At 64.9% G+C, this 20,663-nt stretch carries 13 protein-coding genes and 1 pseudogene; 8 read left to right on the forward strand and 6 right to left on the reverse strand.

Annotated elements, in window-relative coordinates:
• Positions 1–30: 30 nt before the first annotated feature.
• The 4 genes and pseudogenes from nrfB (at position 31) to KDB76_RS16645 (ending at position 7,277) form a co-directional block, all read left to right on the forward strand.
• Complete coding sequence (gene nrfB, locus KDB76_RS16630; RefSeq protein ID WP_038409713.1) at positions 31–2,205, forward strand: cyclic di-3',5'-guanylate-activated glycosyltransferase NrfB; 2,175 nt, start codon at positions 31–33, stop codon at positions 2,203–2,205.
• Complete coding sequence (locus tag KDB76_RS16635; RefSeq protein ID WP_038409714.1) at positions 2,202–5,207, forward strand: phage receptor; 3,006 nt, start codon at positions 2,202–2,204, stop codon at positions 5,205–5,207. Before nrfB ends, KDB76_RS16635 begins: the two co-directional genes overlap by 4 nt.
• Positions 5,207–6,046, forward strand: a complete 840-nt coding sequence (locus KDB76_RS16640) for a DUF4434 family protein (protein ID WP_013972837.1) — start codon at positions 5,207–5,209, stop codon at positions 6,044–6,046. Before KDB76_RS16635 ends, KDB76_RS16640 begins: the two co-directional genes overlap by 1 nt.
• Before the next feature lie 139 nt (positions 6,047–6,185).
• Positions 6,186–7,277 (forward strand): annotated as a pseudogene (locus KDB76_RS16645) (GGDEF domain-containing protein).
• Positions 7,278–7,393: 116 nt separating this feature from the next.
• On the opposite strand, the gene KDB76_RS16650 reads toward KDB76_RS16645, so the two are convergent.
• Both KDB76_RS16650 and KDB76_RS16655 read right to left on the reverse strand, forming a co-directional pair.
• Positions 7,394–8,692 carry an ATP-binding protein gene (locus KDB76_RS16650; protein ID WP_013972839.1) on the reverse strand — a complete coding sequence of 433 codons (1,299 nt, stop codon included), beginning with the start codon at positions 8,690–8,692 and terminating at the stop codon, positions 7,394–7,396.
• Positions 8,693–8,698: 6 nt separating this feature from the next.
• The gene (locus KDB76_RS16655; protein ID WP_003259958.1) at positions 8,699–9,400 is read right to left on the reverse strand and encodes a response regulator transcription factor; all 702 of its coding nucleotides are present in this window, start codon (positions 9,398–9,400) and stop codon (positions 8,699–8,701) included.
• A gap of 271 nt (positions 9,401–9,671) precedes the next feature.
• Between KDB76_RS16655 and KDB76_RS16660 the strand changes: the two genes are divergently transcribed.
• The 4 genes from KDB76_RS16660 to KDB76_RS16675 all read left to right on the forward strand — a co-directional run bounded on the left by KDB76_RS16660 (position 9,672) and on the right by KDB76_RS16675 (position 15,826).
• A complete protein-coding gene (locus KDB76_RS16660) occupies positions 9,672–10,847 on the forward strand; it encodes an efflux RND transporter periplasmic adaptor subunit (protein WP_038409715.1) in 1,176 nt (391 codons plus the stop codon).
• 11 nt (positions 10,848–10,858) lie between these two features.
• Positions 10,859–13,987, forward strand: coding sequence for an efflux RND transporter permease subunit (locus tag KDB76_RS16665; protein ID WP_024087212.1), 3,129 nt, complete (start codon positions 10,859–10,861; stop codon positions 13,985–13,987).
• 61 nt (positions 13,988–14,048) lie between these two features.
• Entirely contained in the window at positions 14,049–14,624 is a 576-nt protein-coding gene (mobA, locus tag KDB76_RS16670; RefSeq protein ID WP_013972842.1) for a molybdenum cofactor guanylyltransferase MobA, read from the forward strand.
• A 248-nt stretch (positions 14,625–14,872) separates the two neighbouring features.
• Entirely contained in the window at positions 14,873–15,826 is a 954-nt protein-coding gene (locus KDB76_RS16675) for an IS110 family transposase (RefSeq protein ID WP_013973518.1), read from the forward strand.
• A gap of 99 nt (positions 15,827–15,925) precedes the next feature.
• On the opposite strand, the gene KDB76_RS16680 is transcribed toward KDB76_RS16675, so the two are convergent.
• The 4 genes from KDB76_RS16680 to peaB all read right to left on the reverse strand — a co-directional run bounded on the left by KDB76_RS16680 (position 15,926) and on the right by peaB (position 20,647).
• Positions 15,926–17,599, reverse strand: coding sequence for a fatty acid CoA ligase family protein (locus KDB76_RS16680; protein WP_024087214.1), 1,674 nt, complete (start codon positions 17,597–17,599; stop codon positions 15,926–15,928).
• Between the two features lie 138 nt (positions 17,600–17,737).
• Positions 17,738–18,859: a quinohemoprotein amine dehydrogenase subunit beta gene (peaD, locus tag KDB76_RS16685; protein WP_015270567.1), complete on the reverse strand. Its 1,122-nt coding sequence runs from the start codon at positions 18,857–18,859 to the stop codon at positions 17,738–17,740.
• A gap of 32 nt (positions 18,860–18,891) precedes the next feature.
• Positions 18,892–19,215: a quinohemoprotein amine dehydrogenase subunit gamma gene (gene qhpC, locus KDB76_RS16690; protein ID WP_004375838.1), complete on the reverse strand. Its 324-nt coding sequence runs from the start codon at positions 19,213–19,215 to the stop codon at positions 18,892–18,894.
• Between the two features lies 1 nt (position 19,216).
• On the reverse strand, positions 19,217–20,647 hold the full coding sequence (gene peaB, locus KDB76_RS16695; protein WP_015270568.1) for a quinohemoprotein amine dehydrogenase maturation protein: 1,431 nt from the start codon (positions 20,645–20,647) through the stop codon (positions 19,217–19,219).
• Positions 20,648–20,663: the final 16 nt, after the last annotated feature.

Consider the following 20,663-nt stretch of genomic DNA (forward strand, 5'->3'; position numbering starts at 1 on the left):
GGCCCACCCCTTCCTGTCGGTGACCGGCAAATGAGCCTGGTATTCATCGACTTCCTCACCTACGTGCTGTTCGGCCTGAAGATCCTCGCGATCATCCTGGCCTCGCTGATGTTCCTGCTGGGTCTGGATGATCTGTTCATCGACCTGTGCTACTGGGGCCGCAAGCTGATCCGGCGCTTTCGCATCTACGACAAGTACGAGAAAGCCGACGAAAAACGCCTGTTCGAGGTACCGGAGAAACCGCTGGCCATCATGGTCCCGGCCTGGAACGAAGTGGGCGTGGTGGGCGAGATGGCGCGCCTGGCTGCCTCGACCATCGACTACGAGAACTACCAGATCTTCGTCGGCACCTACCCCAACGACCCGCAAACCCAGGCCGATGTCGACGCCGTGTGCCTGCACTACCCCAACGTGCACAAGGTGGTCTGCGCTCGCCCCGGCCCCACCAGCAAGGCCGACTGCCTGAACAACATCATCGACGCGCTGCTGCGCTTCCAGCAGGACGCCGGCATCGAGTTTGCCGGTTTCATCCTGCACGACGCCGAAGACGTGATCTCGCCCATGGAGCTGCGCCTGTTCAACTACCTGCTGCCGAACAAGGACATGATCCAGATCCCGGTGTACCCCTACGCACCGGAATGGAAAGGCTTCACCGCCGGCCACTATGTCGATGAGTTTGCCGAAAACCACGGCAAGGACGTGATCGTGCGCGAGGCCCTGACCGGCCAGGTGCCCAGCGCCGGGGTCGGCACCTGCTTCAGCCGCCGCGCCATCAGCGCGCTGCTCGAGGACGGTGACGGCATCGCTTTCGACGTGCAGAGCCTCACCGAAGACTACGACATCGGCTTCCGCCTGAAGCAGAAGGGCATGAAGTGCATTTTCGCCCGCTACTCCATCGCCGACCCGGCGCTGACCCTGAAGCAGGAATGGCGCCCGGGCATGAGCCGCGAATTTTCCCAGGTGATCTGCGTGCGCGAGCACTTCCCGCGCGACTGGCAGCATGCCATCCGGCAAAAGTCGCGGTGGATCGTCGGCATCGTGTTCCAGGGCACCAGCAACCTCGGCTGGAGTCGCAAGGGCGCGCTCAATTACTTCCTCTGGCGTGACCGCCGCGGCCTGTTCGCCTACCTGCTGAGTTTCCTGGTCAACCTGTTGCTGCTGGTGTTGCTGGCCATGTGGCTGGTCACGGTGATTGCGCCAGAGTCGTGGCGCTTCATGTCGATCCTCAGCGACAGCTGGCTGCTGACCACCCTGCTGTGGCTGAACGGGCTGATGCTGTTCAACCGCTTGTTCCAGCGCGCCTGGTTCGTCACCCGCTTCTATGGCATCGGCGAAGGGCTGCTGTCGGCACCGCGGATGATGTGGAGCAACTTCGTCAACTTTTTCGCCAACCTGCGTGCCCTGCGCCAGGTGATGGAAATGGGTGACTCGCGGCGCGTGGCCTGGGACAAGACCACCCACGAATTCCCCGCCATCGCTGCCCCCGCCCGCACGCCGCTGGGTCAGCGCCTGGTGGCCAAGGGCCTGATCAGCGACGAACAGCTGCAACAGGCGATCACCAGCCCGGTACGCCGGCGCCTGGGCCGCGAGCTGCTGCTGCGCGGCTGGCTGAACAGCGAACAGCTGGTCGCCACCCTGGCCGAGCAGATGGACCTGCCCTGGGCGCCGCTGAACCCATTCAAGCTCGACCCGCAGCTGATCGCCAAACTGCCGCGCAAGCTGGCGACGCACTATGGCGTGTTGCCGGTGGCCGAAGACGGCGACACGCTGGTACTGGCCAGCGAAAGCCCGGTCAGCCAGGTGTCGCTGGGGGTAATCAGCCGCCACCTGAAGCGCCCGGTCAGCGCCCGCCTGGCGCCGCAGGGCCGCGTCACCCTGGGCCTGCGCTATCACTACCCCAGCCCCTGGCAGAAGCCGGAAACCCGAGACATGCTCGCCATTCTGGAACGCCATCAGGACGACGAACAGCTGCTCGAACAGGTCAGCCATCACCAGGTAATGCTCGGCGCCCTGCTGCAGGTGCGCGGCATGGTCCCGGTCACTTTGTTCAACCAGGCGCTGATCGACTTCGACCCGGAACACCAGAGCCTCGGCGAGCACCTGATCGCCCGCGGCATCATCACCGAGCAGGTGCTGCAGCAGGCCCTGATCGAACAGGCCAGCGAACAGCAGGCCGCCTTTGACCTGACCCGGGAGGTGGCATGAAGCCGCGCTTTTCCCTCACCTTCACTGGCTTGTTGCTGTGTTCCGCCGCCCTGCCCTGCGCCGCTTCGGCGCCGATGACCGACTTTCAGCGGTTCACCAGCTACCCGTTCATGGAGCGCAGCTACCGCGAAGCGAAGAAGGACAACTGGGCCGAGGTCGAACGCCTGACCCGCCACGTGCTGGGCCGGGTGCCGAACAACGACGAAGCGCGTGCACTGCTGGTGGAGGCACTGGCTCACCAGCGCCGCTACAAGGAGGCCGAAGCCCTTGCCGAACAACTGGGTGACAGCCCCGAACACGCCAACGCCCTGCTGGAACTGCGCTTGACCTGGATCGAACAGGACCCACCGCCGGCCAGCCAGGTGGAACAATGGCTGGCCAGCAGCGACGGCGCTCAACGGGTGCGCCTGTGGCAGGCCTACAGCCTGAGCCTGGCCAGATCCGGGGGTGCTGCCAGGGCGCTGGACTGGCTCAATCATCTGCCGGCACAGGGGGACGGCCAGGTTCTGCGCCTGGCCCGGGCCAACTTCGCCGAACAACTGCGCAACTGGAAGGAGACCATCGAACAGCTGCAGCCGCTGGCCGAGCAGGGCCAGTTGCCGGCGCAAGACTGGCAACGCCTGGCCAATGCCTACATCCAGCAAGTGGATGAGAAAGGGCTGAAAGCACTGCTGCCCAGCGCCCCCTCCCCCGACGCAGCCAACCAGGCTCGCCTGGCCATGGCCAACCGCGCCATTGCCGTCGGCCATAACCAGCAGGCACAGCGTTGGCTTCAGGCGTTGCCCACCGCAGAGCTGAACCAGCCCGAGCAGCGCCAGCAACTGTGGGAGCTCGCCCGCGAAGGCGACGACGCACCGCTGGTACAGCGCCTGAGCAACGAACTGCAACGGCCCTGCCTGGAAACCGTGGACTGGTTGTCGCTCCACGATCCGCAGCTGGCACGCGAGCAGTTCAAGGGCTGCACAGCCAGCACCGCCCCCAGGGCCTACGCCGTGCTCAAGCAACGCCTTTACGGCGACCCGCCCCAGCCCCCGCAACCACGTACCGCCGCCGAGTGGGAGCAACGCTATCGACAGAGCGGCGACATGGCCGTACTGGAGCAAACCACCTTCCTGCTGATGCAGCAAGGCCATGACGAACACGCCCGGCAATTGCTGGAGCAGGCCTACGATCGCCACCAGGGCCGCCTTGCACCGTCGCTGCTGCAGCGCCTTGGCAACCTGTATGCGCGTAACGACGGCCCGCTGGACGCCCGCCGCATGCTCGGCCTGGTCCCTCGGGTCAACGCCACTACCCGGGCCCAGTTGCTCGGCCGCCTTGCCGAGGCTGGCCAGTGCGATGCCGTGCACCAGGCAGTACCGGCCACCCCGAGCGAACCTGGCCAGTACCGCGCCCTGGGCCGCTGTGCCATGCCCGACCACCCAGGCGAAGCGGTGGTCTACTACCAGGCCGCCGAGCGCCTGGGCGACAGCGGGAGCCGCCTGCCCCTGGCCTATGCCCTGGAAGCCGCTGGCGACTCCGAAGCGGCCCTGCCCATCTGGCGCACCCAGCCCGACAGTGCCTGGACCGACAACGCCCGCCTCACTGCCGCTCGCGGCGCGTTGAACGCCGGCGACGCACAAGCGGCCCGGCGCTATTGGGACGCCGCCGCGCACGATAGCGCCGACGACTGGGCCCTGGGTGCCGCCATCGCCCAGCGCCAAGGCGATTACCAGGCGGCGCTGGGCTTCCAGCGCCAGGCCCTGGCACACAACCCGCGGGCCGACCACTACTACGCGGCCTCCAGCACCGCGCAACTGGCTGGCGACAGTGCCCAGAGCAGCGCCTGGCTGGCAGAAGCCGTGCGCCTGGCTCCCGACCAGCCACGCTACCGCGCCGACTACGGCATGCGCCTGGCCGGCTCCACGGACAAGGCCCAGCGCCGCCAGTCGATCCCCTACCTGGAACGCGCCACCCACGACTTCCCCGAGGACTACCGCCTTGGCGAGACGCTGGCCTTGCGCTATGACGAAGCCGAAGACAGCGCTTCGGCGCGCCGCGAACTGCGCCGCATCCTCGATGTGGAGCAGGACCTGGTCGACGGCGACGACGAATACGGCAGCCTGGAAGCCCGCAAGTACCGCCAGCGCCGCGCCCACGAAAACCTGTCGCGGCGCGACACCATCACCCTGGCCAGCACCTGGTCGCCGGCCGGCACCTCGACCAACGACAAGTTCCTCGACAATGGCCAGCGCAGCGGCACTTCGCGCCGCGCGCAATCGCAGAACGTGCAACTGGCCATGTGGGACCACGCCCTGGGCGAAGAGCCCAGCCGCAACGGCAGCACCCTGTCTGTGTATGGCCGCGTGCTGTTCGGTGGGCAAAGCCGCACCGACTACGCGCAAAGCATGGGTACCGGTGTCGGCCTGCGCTACAAACCATTCGGCCAGGCCAACCTCAACCTGTATGCCGAGCTGTACCACCAGCGTCAGATCGACGAGGAACACTACCGCGGGCTGAGCCTGGGAGAACTGCTGAGCCCGGCCAAGGTCGGCGGCAACTGGGGCGACCTGCGTCACCACGCCGAATCGAGCAACGACCTGCTGTTGCGGGCCACCGCTTCTTTCCTCGACCAGGGCGACTGGCGCAACGACTGGCGGGTCGATGAAGACGACTGGAACGAACGCTTCCTCTACCTCGACGCCGCCTGGTGGACCCGTGCCGGCGACCACGCCTGGCTGTCGCGCTACCAGCAAGGCCACGCCTGGAAGCTGCCGGGCAGCTCGCCGCAAACCATCATGCCCTATGGTTTTGTCGAGTTTTCCAGCCAGGACCCGAGCAACGACTGGCGCCAGGACGCTCGGGCCGGGGTGGGCGTGCGCTGGCAGTGGTGGTTCGATGATGACCGCTACAACGCCTACCGCGGTTCGCTGAAAGTGCGTGCCGAGTACCAGCAATCGCTGGGCGGCAATCTATACGAGCGCGCCAATGGCGTGCTGGTCGGTGCGGAGATGACCTTCTGATGCGTACGTTCCTGGCCCTCTGCCTGCTTGCCCTGTGCCTGCCAGCCAGCGCCGACCAGCGCCTGTTCTACCAACCCCTCAACCGCGACGCCAATGTCACCCCCGCCCAGTGGCAGCAACTGTGGCATGCCACCGTGGCCCAGGGCGGCAAAACCCTGATCGTGCAGTGGAGCGCCTATGGCGACAGCGATTTCGGCGGTGCCCGCGGCTGGCTGGCCGACAGCCTGCGCAGCGCGCGTGCCCAGGGCCTGCAACTGGTGCTGGGGCTGTACATGGACCCGGCCTATTACCAGCGCATCGACGAGCTGGACGGTGAAGGCCTGAACAGTTACTGGAAGGCGCAGCTGGGGCGCTCGCTCAGCCAGTACCGGCAACTGCGCCAGGCGTGGCAGTTGCCGGTGGACGGCTGGTACCTGCCCATGGAGCTGGACGACCATCACTTTCGCGAGGCCGAGCGCCGGGATGCCCTGCACAGCCAGTTGCAGGCCTTCAACCGTCAACTGGACAAGCCTTTGCACATCAGTGCTTTCAGCGCCGGCAAACTCTCACCGCGGGTCAATGCCGCATGGCTGGATCAACTGGCCGGGTTGGGCTTGACTGTGTGGTGGCAGGATGGCGCCGGGACCGGGCGCTTGCCCGCGTTGGTGCGCCAGGGTTACGAGCAGGCCTTGCCGTGCCGGGTTGGCGTGGTGCGCGAGGCGTTCCGCCAGGTGAGCGCGCCAGGCCAGGCGTTTCGGGCTGAGCCTGCCCAGCCGAAGCTGGGCGCCGGGTGCCATGCCGAGGCGGTGTTCGACCTGCGTTACCGGCCATGGGCCCGGGGTGTTCTGCCCACCAATTGAGTCTCCAGGCCTGGCCTCTTCGCGGGTAAACCCGCTCCCACAGGGACCGCACAGATTTCCAGCGCTGTGGAAGACCTGTGGGAGCGGGTTTACCCGCGAAAGGGCCGGGCCTGGCATAGCAGTACTCACAGGAGCCCGCATGTTCAAGACCATCGAAGCCCACGTTCGCAAACAGGTCGCCCCCGCCGCCCTGCGCGCCGAATTCCGCCAGCACGAATTCTAGGCCATGCGCCCGTTCTGCCTGCTGGTATTCTGCGTCAGCATCCTGATCTGGCTGGTCTTCGACCTGATCGTCAGCTTCCTCGGCGGCCAGGGTTTCACCTGGCTGTCCTATCTGTTCATCACCCTGCTCGGCAGCCTCACCGTGGTACTGCGGTACACCCGTCGCAGCCATCACTTCGATGTACTCAACCTGCTATTCATCGCCGCCATCACCCTGGGCATGCGCCTGGTGATCGAAGGCATCCCGGTGGCCCAGCGCCCGGTATGGCTGGTGCTCGGGGTGTCCACCGTGCTGTATGCCGTTTCGGTGCTACCGGTGCGGCGCTGGTCGTTCTTCTGCGCCATGGCCATCACCTGGGTGGTGCTCAACCCGTTCTACCACACCCGTATCGAAGCGGACGCACTCGAAGGCGCCATGCTGTTCAGCTACGCGGTGTTCCTCAGCGGCCTGGTCGTCTACAGCTACCTGCAGATGCGCAAGGCCAAGCTGCACAACTTCTACCTGTCCAAGGTGCTGCTGGACCAGGCCTATGTCGATGCCCTGACCGAAATCCCCAACCGCCGTTCGTTCATGGCCCAGGCCGGCCACCAGCTGCGCCTGGCCACGGCCGAGCAGTACCTGGCGATGATCGACATCGACAACTTCAAGCGGGTGAATGACCGTTTTGGCCATGACGTGGGCGATGAAGTACTCAAGCGCGTGGCCCTGCATATCAAGGCGAGCATGGCCGGTTACGAGTTTGCCCGACTGGGTGGTGAAGAATTCGCGATCTTTTTCCAGGGGCTGGACCAGCAAGGCGCCGAGCAACGAGTGGCAGCGCTGTGCCAACGAGTACGTGAAGATGTTGGCGAACACCCGGTAACCATCAGCATTGGCCTGGCCCGGGTGGACCAGGGCGACAGCCTGACCACGGCGCTGGTGCGCGCCGACCAGGCGCTGTACGAGGCCAAGCACAGTGGCAAGGACCGGTTTGTGCTGTGGTCTGCCCGGCTGGCACAAAGTGATTAGCAGGCCCGGCCTCTTCGCGGGCTCGCCCGCTCCCACAAGTACTCCACAGTGTTTGAAATCTGTACGGCTCTTGTAGGAGCGGGTTCACCCGCGAAAGGGCCGGCACAGCCACTCAATCACCCGGCAGGCAAGCGAATCCGGAACTGCGCGCCCCCCAGCGCCGACTGCGCCACGGTCAAGGTGCCACCCTGCCCCTCGATCGCCCGCCGGCTGATCGCCAAGCCCAGGCCAAACCCGCCGGTATTGCGGTCACGGCTACGGTCCAGGCGGTAGAAAGGCTGGAAAATCCGCTCGCGCTCCTCCACCGGAATACCAATCCCGTCATCCTCCACCGTCACCAGGCAGGCGCCATCGTCTTCCAGGCGCAAGCGCAGCAACAGGCTCTCGTCGCAGTAACGCATGGCATTGCGCACCAGGTTCTGCACCGCCCGTGCCGTCAGCCGTGGGTCCAGCACAAAACGCGGCAAATCCCCCTCGGCCCGCACCTCCCACTGGATACCCCGGCCATCGAGTTCCTCGGCAAAGCCGCCGAGTACACTGTCGACCAGCTCCAGCAACGACACCTCGACCCGCTCGCGGGCCTGGTCGGCGTTGTACAGCCGGCTGTAGGACAACAGCTCCAGCACCAGCTCATCCAGCTCACGCACATGCCCCACCAGCTCCAGCAGGCGCTTGCGGCTGGCCGGCGGCACTTCGTCGAACAGCAGCACCAGGCCGAAGTCCAGCCGGGTCAACGGCGTGCGCAACTCGTGCGACACCGCATTGAGCAGCTCGCGCTGCTGGTTCACGTGGCGTTCCAGGTCACTGGCCATGGTGTCGAACACCCCGGCCAGTTCACCGATGTTGGAGTGCGGCGAGATATGCGTACGCTCGGCCATCTGCCCCTGGCCCAGGCGCCGGGCGGTTTCCTTGAGGCGCTCCAGGTCGCGCCAGTGCGGCCATACCCACAGCAACAGGCAACCGAGCATGGCTGCACCGATCAGTACGGTCACGCCCCACGACAGCACGTTGATATCCAGCGGGTCTGGCGGTGAGTGCAGGCGCACCAGCCATTCCTTGTCCAGCGGCGCCAGCACCGTCTCGTAGTAGCCCCATTCGGCAATGCGCACGGCGTACAGGCCGTGCTCCAGGCGCGCCTGCTCGTCCTCGCTCAGGTCAGCCTGGTCCATGCGCAGCAGTTGCAGTTCCAGCGGTGCGAAATCACTGGCCAGCTCTTGCTCCACCGCCGGCCACTGCTCGCGCGGGGCCTGGCGGAACTGGCGCACGATAAGCGACTGCACGCCCTTGGCCTGGTCCAGGTTGTAGGCCATGAAGCGGTCCTGGAACAGGCCGACGATGGTGTCGGGGATGAACAACAGCGCACCGGCATAGGCAACGATGATCACCAGGTACAGCCGCACCAGAATCTTCAGCATGGGCGGTCAACACTCCCACTCGACACGGCTGAACAGGTAGCCCTTGCCCCACACGGTCTTGATCTTGCGCGCTTCGCCGGCGTTATCGTCGAACTTGCGCCGCAGCTTGGAGATGGCCACATCCACCGAGCGGTCGGTGCCGTTGAACTCGATACCCCGCAGTTGCTGCAGGATGCGGTCGCGGTTCAGCACTTCGCCGGCATTGCGCGCCAGTACCACCAGCAGGTTGTACTCGCCGCTGGACAGCTCCACCTCTTCGCCACGCCAGCTCACGGTGCGCTCGGCCAGGTCGATGCGCAGGCCACCGATCAGGATCAGGTCGTTGTCCAGGCGCGGCTCGTTGACGCTGCTGCGACGCAGCAGGGTACGCACGCGGGCCAGCAGTACACGCGGTTCGCAGGGTTTGGTCACGTAGTCGTCGGCGCCCATTTCCAGGCCCAGGACCTGGTCGTGGCTGTCGTCGCGGGCGGTCAGCATCAGGATCGGCAGGCCTTGCGATTCCTGGCGCAGCAGGCGGCACAGCTGCAGGCCGTCGATGCCTGGCAGCATCAGGTCGAGGATGACCAGGTCGGGCTTTTGCCGGCGGTACTCGTCAAGCACATGATCGCCACGGGCGATCACCTGGACATGGAAGTCGTTGCGTTGCAGGTAGCTGGCGATCAGTTCGGACAGGGCGCTGTCGTCTTCGACCAGGAAAATATTCGGCATAGGCGCTTGGAAGTCTGGGTTGTGGTAGGCCTTGCCGGCCTCTTCGCGGGTAAACCCGCTCCCACAGGGACTGCACAGGTTCCAGTGCTGTGCGGTCCCTGTGGGAGCGGGTTTACCCGCGAAGAGGCCGGTACAGGTACACGCAGAATATAGAACCCTACAGGTCGAGAGGATTGTTCTTCACACTTTTTCACACTCGTCCTACAGGTATTAACAGCCACGCAAGGAACGCCTGCCGTAGCATACCGGCGGTCATCATCGGAAGATCCGTATGTCTACTACCCTCCCCCCACGCTTGCGCCCGTTGGCGCTTCTGGCGTTCCTGAGCCTGTCCCTGGCCGGCTGCGACGACAGCGCCGAACAGGAAGAACAGGCCCCCACCCCGCAAGTGCGGGTGGAAACCCTGCAACTGCAGCCACTGGCCATCAGCAGTGAGCTAAGCGGCCGTATCCTCGCGCCGCGCACCGCCGAAGTGCGAGCACGTGTCGCGGGCGTTGTGCTCAAACGGGTGTATCGCGAAGGCAGCGACGTCAAGCAGGGCGATGTGCTGTTCCTGATCGACCCGGCGCCGTTCAAGGCCGACCACGACAGCGCCCGCGCCACCCTGGCCAAGGCCGAGGCCACCCTGTACCAGGCACGCCTGCAGGAGCAGCGCTACCGCGAACTGGTCGACGACAAAGCCGTCAGCCGCCAGGAGTACGACAACGCCAAGGCCAGCTACCTGCAGGCCGATGCCGCAGTGGCCGAGGCCAGGGCCGCCCTGGAACGCGCCCGCCTCAACCTCGGCTACGCCACCGTGACCGCGCCGATTTCCGGCCGTATCGGCCGCGCCCAGGTCACCGAAGGTGCGCTGGTCGGGCAGAACGAGACCACGCCCCTGGCGACCATCCAGCAGCTGGACCCGATCCACGCCGATGTCACCCAGTCGACCCGCGAGCTCAACGCCCTGCGCCGCGCCATGCGTGCCGGCGAGCTGCAGCAGGTGGGCGACGGCCAGGCCCGGGCCACGCTGATCCAGGACGATGGCAGCACCTACCCGTTGCCGGGCAAACTGCTGTTCTCCGACATCAGCGTCGACCCCAGCACCAACCAGATCACCCTGCGCAGCGAGTTCCCCAACCCGGACCTCGACCTGCTGCCCGGCAGCTACGTGCGCGTGCGCCTGGAGCAGGCCGTGCAGCCCAAGGGCCTGAGCGTGCCGCAGCGCGCCATCCTGCGCGACAGCGCTGGCGTGCCCAAGGTGCTGGTGGTCGACCCGCAGGCCCGGGTCAGCGACCGCCAGGTAGTACTGGGCAGCGCCCAGGGCGACCGCTGGATCGTCAGCGAAGGCCTGGCCCCCGGCGAGCGGGTGGTGGTGGAGGGCCTGCAACACGTCAAGGCCGGTGACCAGGTGCAGGTCGACAATGCATCAGGGGCATCGCCCATCGCACAGCACACTGGCCAGTGAGGGCCTGATTCATGCCGCAATTCTTCATCGACCGCCCGGTATTCGCCTGGGTGGTCGCCCTGTTCATCCTGCTGGCCGGTGCCCTGGCCATCCCACAACTGCCGGTGGCCCAGTACCCCAACGTGGCCCCGCCGCAGGTGGAAATCTACGCCGTGTATCCGGGCGCTTCGGCGGCGACCATGGACGAGAGCGTGGTCAGCCTGATCGAGCAGGAGCTCAACGGCGCCGACAACCTCCTGTACTTCGAGTCGCAGAGCAGCCTGGGCAGCGCCACCATCACCGCCACCTTCGCCCCGGGCACCAACCCGGACCTGGCCCAGGTCGACGTGCAGAACCGCCTGAAGGTGGTCGAGTCGCGCCTGCCGCGCCCGGTAACCCAGCAAGGCCTGCAGGTGGAAAAGGTCTCCACCGGCTTCCTGCTGCTGGCCACCCTCACCTCCGAAGATGGCAAGCTCGACGAAACCGCCCTGTCGGATATCCTCGCGCGCAACGTGATGGACGAAATCCGCCGCCTCAAGGGCGTCGGCAAGGCCCAGCTGTACGGTTCGGAACGCGCCATGCGCATCTGGATCGACCCGCGCAAGCTGATCGGCTTCAACCTCACGCCCAACGACGTGGCCGAGGCCATCGCCGCGCAGAACGCCCAGGTGGCCCCCGGCAGCATTGGTGACCTGCCCACCCGTGGCACTCAGGAAATCACCGCCAACGTGGTGGTCAAGGGCCAGCTGAGCACCCCCGAGGAGTTCGCCGGGATTGTCCTGCGTGCCAACCCGGACGGTTCCACGGTGACCATCGGCGATGTCGCCCGGGTCGAGATCGGTGCCCAGGAGTACCAGTACGGCACGCGCCTGAACGGCAAGCCGGCCACCGCCTTCAGCGTGCAGCTGTCGCCGGGCGCCAACGCCATGGAAACCGCCACCCTGGTGCGGGCGAAGATGCAGGACCTGGCGCGCTACTTCCCCGAAGGCGTCAAGTACGACATCCCCTACGACACCTCGCCATTCGTCAAGGTGTCGATCGAGCAGGTCATCAACACCCTGTTCGAAGCCATGCTGCTGGTATTCGCAGTGATGTTCCTGTTCCTGCAGAACCTGCGCTACACCCTGATCCCGACCCTGGTGGTGCCGGTGGCCCTGATGGGCACCTTCGCCGTGATGTTGGCCATGGGCTTCTCGGTCAACGTGCTGACCCTGTTCGGCATGGTGCTGGCCATCGGCATCCTGGTCGACGATGCCATCGTGGTGGTGGAGAACGTCGAGCGGATCATGGCCGAAGAAGGCCTGCCGCCCAAGGAGGCCACGCGCAAGGCCATGGGCCAGATCAGCGGCGCGATCGTCGGCATTACCCTGGTGCTGGTGGCAGTGTTCCTGCCCATGGCCTTCATGCAAGGCTCGGTGGGGGTGATCTACCAGCAGTTCTCGCTGTCGATGGCAGTGTCGATCCTGTTCTCGGCGTTTCTCGCCCTCAGCCTGACCCCGGCGCTGTGTGCCACCCTGCTCAAGCCGGTGGCCAAGGGCGAGCACCACGAACGCAAGGGCTTCTTCGGCTGGTTCAACCGGCGCTTCGAGGGCATGAGCAACGGTTACCAGCGCTGGGTGGTGCAGGCACTCAAGCGCAGCGGCCGCTACCTGCTGGTATACGCGTTGCTGCTGGCGGTGCTGGGTTATGGCTTCAGCCAGCTGCCCACGGCGTTCCTGCCCACCGAAGACCAGGGCTACACCATCACCGATATCCAGCTGCCGCCAGGCGCCAGCCGCATGCGCACCGAACAGGTGGCGGCACAGATCGAGGCGCACAACGCCGAAGAGCCCGGCGTGGGTAACACCACCTTGATCCTGGGTTTCAGCTTCTCGGGCAGCGGGCAGAACGCGGCACTGGCCTTCACCACGCTCAAGGACTGGTCCGAGCGCGGTGCCGACGACAGCGCCCAGTCGATCGCCGACCGCGCGACCATGGCCTTTACCCAGCTCAAGGACGCCGTGGCCTATTCCGTGCTGCCACCGCCAATCGACGGCCTTGGCGAGTCGACCGGCTTCGAGTTCCGCCTGCAGGACCGCGGCGGCATGGGCCACGCCGAGCTGATGGCCGCCCGCGACGAGCTGCTGGCAAATGCCGGCAAAAGCAAGGTGCTGACCAACGTGCGCGAAGCCTCGCTGGCGGAAAGCCCGCAGGTACAACTGGAAATCGACCGCCGCCAGGCCAACGCCCTGGGCGTATCGTTTGCCGATATCGGTTCGGTGCTGGACGTGGCCGTGGGCTCCAGCTACGTCAACGACTTCCCCAACCAGGGCCGCATGCAGCGGGTGGTGGTGCAGGCCGAAGGCGACCAGCGCAGCCAGGTCGAAGACCTGCTGAAGATCCACGTGCGCAACGACAGCGGCAAGATGGTGCCACTGGGCGCCTTCGTCCAGGCCAGGTGGGTCAGCGGCCCGGTGCAGCTGACCCGCTACAACGGCTACCCGGCGGTGTCGATTTCCGGCGAACCGGCAGCCGGCTACAGTTCGGGCGAAGCCATGGCCGAGATCGAGCGCCTGGTGGCCCAGCTGCCGGCCGGTGCCGGCCTGGAATGGACTGGCCTGTCGCTGCAGGAGCGGCTGTCCGGCAGCCAGGCACCGATGCTGATGGCGCTGTCGTTGCTGGTGGTGTTCCTGTGCCTGGCAGCGCTGTACGAAAGCTGGTCGATCCCCACCGCAGTACTGCTGGTAGTACCGCTGGGCGTGCTCGGTGCGGTGCTGGCGGTGACCCTGCGCGGCATGCCCAACGACGTGTTCTTCAAGGTCGGCCTGATCACCCTGATCGGCCTGTCGGCGAAGAACGCCATCCTGATCATCGAGTTCGCCAAGAGCCTGGTCGACCAGGGCGTGGATGCTGCCGACGCTGCCGTGCAGGCCGCGCGCCTGCGCCTGCGGCCGATCGTGATGACCTCGCTGGCGTTCATCCTCGGCGTGGTGCCGCTGGCCATTGCCAGCGGCGCCAGCTCGGCCAGCCAGAAGGCGATCGGTACCGGGGTGATCGGCGGCATGCTCAGCGCCACCCTGGCTGTGGTGTTCGTGCCGGTGTTCTTCGTGGTGGTGATGCGCCTTGCCGGGCGACGCCAGGCGGGTAAGGCCGACACGCAGGCCGTGACCAGCGACAGCTGACTGGACAAGCCCCGCGTGAAATGGGAGGGTTCCCGGCATTGACTGCCCGGAACCCTTTTTCATGCCTGATGCCCTGCCCCCCTGCTCCATCCTCATTCTCGCCGGTGGCCGCGGCCAGCGCATGGGCGGCCGCGACAAGGGCCTGGTCGACTGGCAGGGCGAACCGCTGGTGGCGCATGTGCAGCGCGTGGTACGGCCGCTCAGCGATGACCTGGTGATTTCCTGCAACCGTAACCAGCAGGCCTACCAGGCGTATGCCGACCAGTTGGTGGGCGATGCCGAGGCGGACTACCCCGGGCCGTTGGCGGGGGTGATTGCCGGGCTCAAGGTGGCGCGGCATGAATGGGTGGTGCTGCTGGCCTGTGATGCACCGCTGGTTGACCGGGGGTTGATCGAGGACCTGCTGCACCTGGCAGTGACCAGTGACAGTGCGGCCATGGTGCGCCAGGGTGGGTACTGGCAGCCGATGTTCAGCGTGCTGCCACGCCGGGTGTTGCCGGTGCTGGAGCAGGCCTGGGTGGCGGGCGAGCGGAGTTTGCAGAAGGCCTTGCTGCGTGAAGCGGTGCAGGGGCTGGAATGTGTCGACGATGATCGCAGGTTGAGCAACTTCAACAGCCCGGAGTTGTTGCAAGGCTGAGGTCATCTGCTGCCTGTACTGGCCTCTTCGCGGGTAAACCCGCTTGTATGGTTAGACTTGAAGGGGTGGTGGGACTAAATGCCCGATTCTGACTGTTCACAGCAGTACAGACCGTGGGAGACATCGCCCCACCCCTTCCACCAAAGCGCCGATAAAGAATGCATCGTTTGCAAGCGACGATAGAAGCAAGCCAGCGCCTCTTGGTGAAACCCCTTCAAGCCGAAAAACCATAACGTGAGGAGCCGCCCATGGCAATGCAGGTAGGTAAGTTGATCGTGGGTGCGGATGTCGCGAAGGCTGAGCTGGTTATCCACCACGATGATCGCGACGAGATCATCAGGCTGAAAAACTCCAAACTCGAGATCAGAAGGTGGCTCAAGCAACAAACCCTCAACACCGCTATCGCTGTTGAGGCGACCAATGTCTACCACTTGGACCTGGTTGAATTGGCCCACAGCCTAGGCTTCGAGGTCTATGTCATCGATGGTTTTCAATTGAGCAACTACCGGAAAAGTGTTGGGGGACGGGTTAAAACCGACCCCTCCGATGCTCGGTTGTTGTCCCGTTTTTTAAAAAATGAAGGCGAGGACCTTCGCCCTTGGAGCCCGCCTCCCGCTGTCTACGGCAAGCTTCAGAGCCTCTTGCGACGCAGAGCCGCCTTGGTGACTGCTCGTACTGCAATGACTCAGAGCTGGGCTAACGAAAGCCTTTTGAAAGCCGCCTTCGAAACTTTTGTGAAGTCGATAGATCGGCTGGATCAGTTGATTCAAAAGAAGATTAAAGAAGTACTGCGAGACGCTGGGCTACAGGAACAAGTCGCTCGCTGCCAGGCAGTAGAGGGCATTGGTTTTCTCACCGCCGCAGCATTGGTGATGGCTTTTACAAGGGGCGAGTTCAAAAGCAGTGACTCGTACATTGCATTCCTAGGAATGGATTTACGAGTCAGTGATTCCGGGCAGAAGAATGGGCGACGTCGCCTCACCAAGCGAGGTTGTTCAGAAATTCGTCGCTTATTGCACAACGCTGCGATGGCGGCCAGCAGATCGGCAGCCTGGAAAGGGCTTTACGAACAGCATCGGAGCAGTGGTAAAGCAACAACCCAAGCTTTGGTAATCCTGGCAAGAAAGCTCGCGCGGGTGGCATTCGCCCTGATGAAAAATCAGGACGAATACGTCACTAAAGGCGCGAAACTGGCTTGCTGAAAACCATAGAATCTCCCACAGGTTCTCCACTGCCCTTGAGGCCTGTGCAATACCTGTGGGAGCGGGTTTACCCGCGAAGAGGCCAGCACAGGCGACACCTCACCTGGCAGACAGCTCCTCGACACTGATCTCGCGCATGCGGAACTTCTGCACCTTGCCGGTCACCGTCATCGGGAACTCATCGACAAAGCGGAAGTACCGCGGCACCTTGAAGTGCGCGATCCGCGCCTTCGCCCAATCGCGCAGTTCCTCCGCGCTGGCCGTATGCCCCGGGTGCAGCCGCACCCAGGCCACGATCTCTTCACCGTACTTGCTGCACGGCACGCCAATCACCTGCACATCGGCCACCGCCGGGTGGGTGAAGAAGAACTCCTCCAGCTCGCGCGGGTAGATGTTCTCGCCGCCGCGAATGATCATGTCCTTGCTGCGCCCGACAATACGCACATAGCCCTGCTCGTCCATTACCGCCAGGTCGCCGGTGTGCATCCAGCCTTCCTCATCGATGCTTTCAGCCGTGGCCTTGGGGTTGTTCCAATAGCCCAGCATCACGCTGTAACCCCGCGTGCACAATTCGCCGATCTCGCCCCGCGGCAGCGTGTTGCCATCAGCATCGATCACCTTGTTCTCCAGCCTTGGCTGGGTGCGCCCGACGCTGGTCACGCGGCGCTCCAGGTCGTCGCTGGCGCCGGTCTGCAGCGACACCGGGCTGGTTTCGGTCATGCCGTAGGCAATCTGCACCTCGGCCATGTGCATCTCGCCGATAACCCGGCGCATCACTTCGATCGGGCAGGTGGCGCCGGCCATGATCCCGGTGCGCAGGCTGGACAGGTCGAACTCGCCGCGCTGGGGGTGGTCCAGTTCGGCGATGAACATGGTCGGCACACCATACAACGCCGTGGCCTTTTCTTCCGCCACCGCACGCAGGGTGGCCAGCGGGTCGAAGGCGTCGTTGGGGTAGATCAGGGTGCTGCCGTGGGTCATGCAGCCGAGGTTGGCCATGACCATGCCGAAGCAGTGGTACAGCGGCACCGGCACCACCAGCCGGTCATGCTCGGTCAGGCCCAGGCTTTCACCGACCATGTAGCCGTTGTTGAGGATGTTGCTGTGACTGAGGGTGGCGCCTTTCGGGAAACCGGTGGTGCCCGAGGTGTACTGGATATTGATCGGGTCGTCGCAGCGCAGCTGTGCCTGGCGCTCGGCCAAGGCTTCGCGGCTGACGGCCGCGGCACGGGCCTGCAGGTCGTGCCAGGCGAGAAAGCCCGCCGGTGGCGCGACGGCCAGGCTGACCACACCGCGCAGTTCGGGGAAGCGTTCGCAGATCAGGGCGCCCGGCTGCCCGCCGGCCAGGCCCGGGACCAGGCCCAGCAGCATGGCGTGGTAGTCGGAGGTCTTGAACGCGTCGGCGCAGATCACCCAGCGGCAGCCGGACTGGCCCAGGGCGTAGTCCAGTTCGCTGGAGCGGTAGGCCGGGTTGATGTTGACCAGGATCGCGCCCACCTTGGCGCTGGCGAACTGGGTGATGCACCACTCTGCGCAGTTGGGTGCCCAGATGCCGAGGCGGTCACCGGGCTGCACGCCCAGGGCCATCAGCGCACGGGCGTGCTGGTCGACGGCTTCGGCCAGTTGCTGCCAGGTGTAGCGCAGTGCCTGGTGGCGGACGACCAGCGCGTCACGGTCGGGGAAGCGGGCGACGGTGGTGTCGAAGGCGTCGCCGATGCACTGGGTAAGCAGGGGTTTGTCCTGGTTGCCCTGGGAGTAGCTTGGCTGGGGCATGGGCGGTCTCTTGTTGTTCTTGTGTTGATTGAGCGGGCCTCTTCGCGGGTAAACCCACTCCCACAGGGACCGCACCACATTCAGCCCCTGTGGAGATCCTTGTAGGAGCGGTTTTCCCGCGAAGAAAGCAACACCGGTTTAACGGATGAACACCTGCGGCGTGGTGGTGGACATGTCCCCACCCGGCAACTTGATGTTCTTCACTTTCTCCAGCGTATCCGGGTTGAACACCGCCAGGTCATTGAAGGTGCCGCCCAGGTACAACTTGTCGCCTTTCTTGTCGAAGGCCACGCAGTAGTAAGTGTGGTCCAGATTCGCCGCCTTGATCAGCTTGCGCTGTTTGAGGTCGTACTTGGCCAGGCGGTTGAGCACGCCGTAGATCTGGTTCGGGTCTTTCGGCGAACGCAGCCCGGTGAAGTACAGCTCGGTCAGGTCGGCAAATTCCTGGGTGTGGGTCTTGCCGGTCTTCAGGTCGACGCTCAGGTAGCCATACAGCAGATCGGCGGTGGCCGGGTCCTGCTTGTCATCCTTGAACCTGGCAATGGTGTACAGCATCGAAAACTCGTGGCGCGGGCTCTGGTGCGGCCAGAAGTACAGCACGTCCGGGGCGCTGTAGCCTTTGCGGTTCCAGTTGCGCAGCGGCAAGGCCACCGTGTACTTGCCGGTCTTCACGTCCATCTTGTAGATGTCCGGCCCGGCGACGTACAGGCTGCCATCGTCCGCCGCTCGCATCAGGTACACCTGGCGCGGCATCGGGAAGGTGCGCACCGGCTTGGCCTCCAGGCCGTCGGCGGTGCTGAACACCTCCAGCCGCGGTGGCTTGACCACGTAGTGGTCGTTCAGGCGCTGGGTCGGGTTGACCGTGGCGTACACTTCCTTGCCGTCCGGGCTGATGGCGAACGAGTACATCGACCGGCCCACCTCACCCGGCACGCTGGACAGGTTGGCGTGGAAGGTGTTCTTGCAGGTGTCCAGGTCGATGCCGTAGATGTCGCCGTAGTGGTTGTTGAGCACGTAGGCGGTGCGGTTGTCCGGCGCCATCATCGCGGTGCCGGGGCCGAACTTGTCGGGCATCACGCAGCTCTTGTACACCGTGTCACTGGCCACATCGACCACGTGCAGGTTGTTCGGGTAGTTGGTCACGATCATGTATTCGTGGCCAGCCTTCAACGCCGGCCCGGTGTCGGCGGCCTGTACCAGCCCGGCACAGGCCGTGGCGGCGATGGTGAGCGCGAGTGACGCGCAGCGTCCAGCTTTCATGCGGTTTCCCCTTGTCATTCTTGTTGGGCCGGTCACTTGTCTTTCGGGAACACGGTGCCGAGGTTGCGCCAGTCTTCCGCCGAGTTGCTCGCCTGGGCGTTCCAGTCCTGGTAGGTGCTCATCATGTCCGGCACCTGGGCCGGCCACCAGCAAGGGTCGGAGCAGCCATACAGGTCGGCCTCCATCGGCTGGCACAGCGAGCTCACGCCACCAAAGGCGTCCACTTCCCAGCCCGGGTCGGTGGTGGCGGTGCAGCCCGCCACTGCGCTCATGGCCATGACTTCTTCGACGCGGTCTTCGGCGGCGGCCTGCTCGAGGATGCGCGCCTTGTTGTTCAGGGGCTTCAAGTGCTTCATGTCAGTGCGCCTTCCGCGGGGTGATGTAGCGATCGATGAAGGCCGGGTTGGCGGCCATGATGCGGCTGTAGACTTCGATGCCGAAGTCGACCCAGTCGCGCATCAGTTCGCAATAGTGGTAGGTCGGGTGCTGCGGGTCGCCATAGCGGGCATAGCTTTCGTGGTAGCAGCCGCCGGAGCACAGGTTGCGGATGCGGCAGCTGTCGCAGCCGGTGTTGCTGCGGTCCAGGCGCTGCGACAGGAAGTCGTTGAGCTGCGCCTGCTTCACGCCCTGGTGCACATTGCCGAATGTCGGCAGGCTGGAGCCGGTGAAGCGGTGGCACAGGTTCAGCTCGCCCTCATGGTCCACGGCCAGCATCTTCAGCCCGGCGCCGCACGGCAGGGCCTTCTTGTGGCCTTCGTGGATGTCGGTGATCAGCTGGTGCAAGTTGGAGAAACCGATGTTGCGGTGCTCCAGCGCAGCCTCCAGGTAACGCCGGCCCAGCGCCTTCATGTTGGCGAACACCTGAACCAGCTCTTCGCCGGTGAGGTTGAAGTTGGCCATGTCGCCGGAGGTGACCGGGGCAAAGCCGACTTCAGCGAAGCCCAGTTCGTTGAACAGGTGGTTCCAGATGGTCTCGACGTCGGTGATGCCACGGGTCAGCGTGACCCGTGCGCCCACCGGGCGGCTGTGGTAGCGCGACAGCAGCATGTCGACCTTGCGCCGCACCACGTCATAGGTGCCCTGCCCGCCCACGGTGATGCGGTTGCGGTCGTGCACGGTCTTGGGGCCGTCGATGCTGATCGACAGGCCGAAGCGATGGGCATTGAGCCAGTCGACGATCTCTTCGTTGAGCAAGGTGGCATTGGTGGTCATGATGAACTCCACCTGCTTGCCCGCCTCGGCGAAGCGCCGCTCGCAGTAGGCGACCATGTGCTCGATCAGTGGCCGGTTGGACAGCGGCTCGCCACCGAAGAACACCACGCTGTAGCGCTGCTCGTCGGGCGACTCCTTGAGCAGCATCTCCACCGAAGCCTCGGCGGTGGCGGTACTCATCTTCTTGCCCGCGGACGGTTTGTCCAGGTCTTCCTTGTAGCAGTAGGTGCAGCTGAGGTTGCAGCCGGTGTTGACGTTGAGCACCACGGTGTTCAGCGCCGTGCGTTCGACCTGCTTGAGGGCGATTTCCGGGGTCAGCGGCGAGCCGTCGCTGACCAGTTCCAGCGCGATCAGCTCGCGCAGGGTGTCCTGGATATCGCTGCCGGCAAACCGCTGGCCAAGGCGCTGCATCAGCTCCTCGGCCGAGCAGCCTTGCTGGCGCAGGGTGTCGATGATGCCGCCGGTCACCGCGTCGGCGGTGAACAGCGAACTGCTGGGGATATGGAACAGCATGCGGTCGGCGTCGACCTGCACTTCATGCAGGTTGCGTTCGACCAGGTTCAGTAGCGCGCCCATGGCGACCTCCCGATAA

Origin of the sequence: Pseudomonas sp. JS425 (genome assembly GCF_018223845.1) — a bacterium.
Classification (GTDB): domain Bacteria; phylum Pseudomonadota; class Gammaproteobacteria; order Pseudomonadales; family Pseudomonadaceae; genus Aquipseudomonas; species Aquipseudomonas asiatica.